Raw genomic sequence first — 3,556 nt, 5'->3', positions numbered from 1 at the left:
TGCAGCTATGTTTAGTGTTGTGAACAAAGCCAATCTGGCAATACACTAAGGTGCTCTTATTGTTTGATGGTTCTAGATAAGCTGCGTTTATAAATATCTAGAGGTCTAGTCCTCTGACTAAGCTTTAGGCCCTCAAAGCTTACCCTTAACTACAATTTACATTTCTTTACGATAAAGTCAACTTTTATAACTGCCCATGACTTCAACAACTTCTCACCCCATCTGGATTTACGATACAACGCTGCGGGATGGTGCCCAGCGTGAAGGAATTTCATTGTCTCTAGAAGATAAGTTACGCATTGCTCGACAACTGGATGAGTTAGGTATTCCCTTCATTGAAGGAGGATGGCCAGGGGCAAATCCGAAAGATGTGCAATTTTTCTGGAAGCTCAAAGAAGAACCTCTCAAACAAGCAGAAGTAGTAGCCTTTTGCTCAACTCGACGGCCAAACATGATCGCTGCAGAAGACCGGATGCTGCAAGCTATTTTAGCTGCAGGAACGCGCTGGGTGACTATTTTTGGTAAATCCTGGGATCTTCATGTCACCGAAGGGCTGAAAACTAGCCTAGAGGAAAACCTAGCCATGATTCGGGATACCATAGAATACCTCCGTAGTCAAGGGCGTCGGGTGATTTACGATGCAGAACACTGGTTTGATGGCTATAAAGCCAATCGAGACTATGCCCTCAAAACCCTGAGAGCTGCTAAAGATGCGGGTGCAGAATGGCTAGTACTGTGTGACACCAACGGTGGTACCCTACCCGATCAAGTTAGTCAAATTGTTAGAGATGTAGCTAAAGAGTTGAACGTTGGAAGGTTGAATGTTGAAAGTGAGTTGAACGTTGGAAGGTTGAATGTTGTTCGCGAAGCGTGGCCAAAAGGCCAAGGTTCTAACCTTGAACCGGCTAACCTGCAACCGGCTAACCTTGAACCGGCTAACCTTGAACCGGCTAACCTTGAACCGGCTAACCTGCAACCGGCTAACCTTCAACCTGCAACCGACACTAACCTTCAACCGGCTAACCTACAACCCATGTTAGGAATCCATACCCATAATGATTCAGATACAGCGGTTGCTAATGCCTTAGCTGCGGTATCTGAGGGAGCCTGTATGGTTCAGGGAACGATTAATGGTTATGGTGAACGCTGTGGTAATGCCAATCTCTGTTCTGTGATTCCTAACTTACAGTTGAAGCTTGGTTATTCCTGTATTCAGGATAATCAGCTAGCCAGACTTACCCAAGCTAGTCGTTTAATTAGCGAGATTGTCAATCTTGCTCCCAATGACCATGGTGCCTTTGTCGGTCGTTCAGCCTTTGCTCACAAAGGTGGCATCCATGTGTCAGCGGTGGCAAAGAATCCTCTGACCTATGAACATATTCAGCCAGAACAGATTGGTAACCAACGTCGGATCGTAATTTCTGACCAGTCGGGATTGAGCAATGTATTAGCAAAAGCCCGTAGTTTCGGTCATGATTTGGATAAAAAAGACCCCGCCTGTCGCGAAATCCTGGAACGCCTCAAAGATCTAGAAAATGAAGGGTATCAATTTGAAGCAGCGGAAGCCAGTTTTGATTTGTTGATGCGGGATGCTTTGGGATATCGAGAACATCCCTTTGAACTCAAAGGCTGTCAGATACATTGCGATATGCTACAAGGGGTCCGTAAACCCTACAGTAATTCTGTGGCAACCATTAAAGTATCTGTTAACAACCAGGATATTTTGGAAGTAGCAGAAGGCAATGGACCAGTGTCAGCCCTTGATGCAGCGTTGCGCAAAGCCTTAGTGAACTTTTACCCAGAGATTGCGGCTTTTCATCTAACCGACTATAAAGTGCGGATTCTGGATGGTGCTGCTGGCACATCGGCTAAGACAAGGGTGCTAGTGGAATCAAGCAATGGAGAACAGCGCTGGACAACTGTGGGGGTTTCCAGTAATATTCTTGAAGCGTCCTATGAAGCTGTGGTGGAAGGCATTGAGTATGGTTTGCTGTTGGAATCTTCAGCAAAAACACCATTAAGTCATTCGCCAGCCCTGAAAGAGCGGTAATTAGAGCGCTAATTAGTAATTAATATTTGCTATTTGCGCACTAACGTGCTACCCAAAGTAGACTATCTAGCTTAGCCTTGGTGAGAACCTCTTGGGGAGGTAACTTATGATAAGGTCCTTCCCAGTTAAGGGGTTGATAGACGTATAGGATTGAGGCATTTTCCTCAAACCTACAAATCACTTTACCAGTGGACCCTTCCTCACCTGGCAAGCAGTCTAGTTTCTCTTGTCCAGGAGTGGCTGAGTAGGCTATTCCTACTTTCACATCCTTTGGACCAGGTATGCGATCGCTTAGTATTTCAATCCTGCCGATTTTTTGCTGGGAGATGTCGGCATCGATTTCCACTACCGGGCTATCTTGCCAGTAGGCTCTGAAAATATCGTAAGTTTCCCCTTCCGCAGAGGTGGTTTCTTTTTTTACGGTATAACTGGGCAAAGCACTCTTGATGGTATCAGCATCAAAGTTGCTGGTTTTGTTGAGTGTTCCCAAACCTTCCGGAGTCAGCCTGAGATTAGACTTAGTTTCAGGCGGGGAAGGTTCCTTGGTGCAAGCGCCCAGGATACTGGTGACTAGGACTATGCTGGTTAGGGTAAATAGTGTTTTTCTATACAATAGACCTCTCCAAAAACTTGAAAGTATCTCAGTAACTGCTTTTCAGCAGCAAAATTGAGCAAGTCAATTTTAGGTTGAGTTAACGCTATAACAGGCTTGACGAAGCTATTGATGTTAATTTAGCACCAAAACTATGAGTATAGAAAACCTCAATTGTTTCAGCCCTTTAATGAGATGCCTTTACCCTGCAAGTGAGTTTGAGTAAGCTTAATGAAGGCAAGCAGCAGGAACAGCAGGGAGATGGAAAACCTCCGGGTTCAGCAAAACCGAGTGTCTGGCTTAGTTTAACACTTTTCACCCTGTTGGTTAAGCCACTCAAGTAAATGCTTATTAATTTCTTGTGGCTTTTCCAATTGAAGCCAATGATTGCATTTAGATATTTTTATATATTTCCACTCCGACTGCACTAGAGCACTCGATTTCCTCATCTGTTCCTCAGCCATAAAGTTGTCTCCAGAACTCCAAATACCAAGAGTTGGAACTTTTATTAAAGTTAGCTGTGATTGTTGTTGGCGAAGTGAAGATAAAATAAATGGAAGTATCGGATTAGCTTTTTCCCAGACTTGAATATAAAAAGGTTTTTTTTCAAGGAAAAATTTTTCAACTACATTTTCTTTGTCGGGGTGACCACGCAGTACCCACCTAAAAATCAATCCATTCATTGCACGATATATAGGGATTGCCACAGGTAAGGGGTTGAAAATTAGATACCAGCTTTTTAGGATTGACTCTAGGGAAAAGTTTTTTACTAATGCCAGAGGATGCCCTACTGATAAGGCAACATATGACACGAGCCGTTCTGGATACCTTGTGGCTAATTCCCAACCTACTACTGCACCGTAATCGTGAGCAATGCAATGGGCTTTTTCCAGATTCAGTGCGTCCATCAATAC

Annotated in this window: 3 protein-coding genes and 2 pseudogenes; 2 read left to right on the top strand and 3 right to left on the bottom strand. The window is 44.1% G+C overall.

The features are described from left to right. Positions 1 to 196: 196 nt before the first annotated feature. Positions 197 to 796: pseudogene (locus tag F6J94_RS34565) on the top strand (citramalate synthase); the annotation flags it as partial. Here the strand turns inward: F6J94_RS34565 and F6J94_RS34560 are convergent. Beyond that, positions 775 to 942 (bottom strand): annotated as a pseudogene (locus F6J94_RS34560) (hypothetical protein); the annotation flags it as partial. The pseudogenes F6J94_RS34565 and F6J94_RS34560 sit on opposite strands and share 22 nt — an antisense overlap. Before the next feature lie 91 nt (positions 943 to 1,033). Between F6J94_RS34560 and cimA the strand changes: the two are divergent. Then, a complete protein-coding gene (gene cimA / locus F6J94_RS34555; protein WP_367142306.1) occupies positions 1,034 to 2,050 on the top strand; it encodes a citramalate synthase in 1,017 nt (338 codons plus the stop codon). 40 nt (positions 2,051 to 2,090) lie between these two features. Here cimA and F6J94_RS31840 read toward each other — a convergent pair whose 3' ends face one another. Together F6J94_RS31840 and F6J94_RS31835 are read right to left on the bottom strand one after the other, a co-directional pair. Then, complete coding sequence (locus F6J94_RS31840; protein ID WP_293047573.1) at positions 2,091 to 2,663, bottom strand: DUF1131 family protein; 573 nt, start codon at positions 2,661 to 2,663, stop codon at positions 2,091 to 2,093. A 284-nt stretch (positions 2,664 to 2,947) separates the two neighbouring features. After that, a partial coding sequence (locus F6J94_RS31835) for an alpha/beta hydrolase (protein ID WP_293047571.1) occupies positions 2,948 to 3,556 on the bottom strand: 609 nt, incomplete at its 5' end.

The organism is Moorena sp. SIO1F2 (assembly GCF_010672755.1).
Taxonomy (GTDB): Bacteria; Cyanobacteriota; Cyanobacteriia; order Cyanobacteriales; family Coleofasciculaceae; genus Moorena.
This window is presented reverse-complemented; position numbering and strand designations above follow the sequence as displayed.

Bases quoted from the DNA above. Each gene is read 5' to 3' on its own strand.
- cimA (WP_367142306.1), top strand. From the start codon at position 1,034: ATGTTAGGAATCCATACCCATAATGATTCAGATACAGCGGTTGCTAAT.